General features: G+C 61.0%; 1 protein-coding gene. It reads right to left on the bottom strand.

Going from position 1 to position 1,175, the window contains the following annotated elements; genetic code table 11:
- Positions 1-61: 61 nt before the first annotated feature.
- Positions 62-1,175: MFS transporter (locus tag DRI82_RS23650; RefSeq protein WP_157968141.1), on the bottom strand; the 1,114-nt coding region annotated here is incomplete at its 5' end.

The raw sequence follows: 1,175 nt of genomic DNA, 5'->3' as shown, positions 1-1,175 counted from the left end.
ATCCAACGGCAGGGGTTCCGCCAGGAAGTCAGGACTAAAGAGAGCGAAGAACGGATAGAATTCATGGTTTCCTCGTGGATGAAGCAAGCGATGCACTGCCCGCAACGCAGACAGTGGCCAGTAAAAGTGCCACCGCAAGCCCCACCAATAGCGGGACGAAATCGGGCACCCAGGACACGATAAGCGGGCCGATGCTGGCACCGATAAACAGGACAAAACCATTGAGAGCCATGCCCCCTGCGCGGTTAGGTACCGCCAGATCACCAAACTGGGTGATCATTGTCGGGACAGCGAGAGCAACGCCGACAACGAAGACCAGGCTCCCAATGGCAATACCGGCCAGCGATTGCGATAAAACCGCCTCCAGGGCCAAGCCCACAGCCGCAACCAGATAACCTGCACCCGCGACGCCCGGCATCCCGATCCGAGCAGCAAGCGGCCCGACCAGCAAGGCCATGAACATCCCTGGCAATCCAACCAGGCGCAGTGCAATGACTGCGGCAGGATCAAGGTTCAACCCCGCCAGATGCGGCCCTAACGCCGTATACATCGCAACGAAAGACAGGAGAAGTGTGATGTGTGCAAATGACAGCAGCAGAATGGCAGGCCGCACGGCAATCTTGCCCAATGCCACGAAACGATGGCCCAGGTGACCATCAACGGCAGTGCGTGCTGGCTCCTTGATCATCAACACAATCAATGGGATCACGGCCACAAGGCCACTTCCGGAGGCCAGAAATACCCAGGACCAATTCCATCGTAACGCCACCCAGGCAGCGAACACTTGCCCAAGGATGCCCGCCACGAGGAAAGACGTGGACATGGCCCCGATGGCGGTTGCTCGGTGACGTGTCGGCACCGCTTCGGCAAGATAGGCCAGCGCCACGGGGGCGAAACTGGACGCTGCCAGGCCCTGCAGCATCCGCAGTCCCGCCAACCATGGCAGCGAAGGCGCGAAGGCGCAGGCAAGCGTGGTGATCGACAGTGCGCCCAGCCCAACCAGCATCACTGGCCGACGACCGTACTGATCCGATAACGGTCCCCAGAGCAGGAACCCGCCGGCATAGGCCAGGCTGAAACAGGTGGCCAGCGCGAACGTGACGGCCCCCGGCGTTGCCGGGCTGAAAGACAGCCCGACGTGCGCCAGCAAAGGGATTGCCAGGTAAAGCTGGGTC

The sequence above is a fragment of the Edaphovirga cremea genome (assembly GCF_003332275.1).
GTDB classification, from domain to species: domain Bacteria; phylum Pseudomonadota; class Gammaproteobacteria; order Enterobacterales; family Enterobacteriaceae; genus Edaphovirga; species Edaphovirga cremea.
This window is presented reverse-complemented; position numbering and strand designations above follow the sequence as displayed.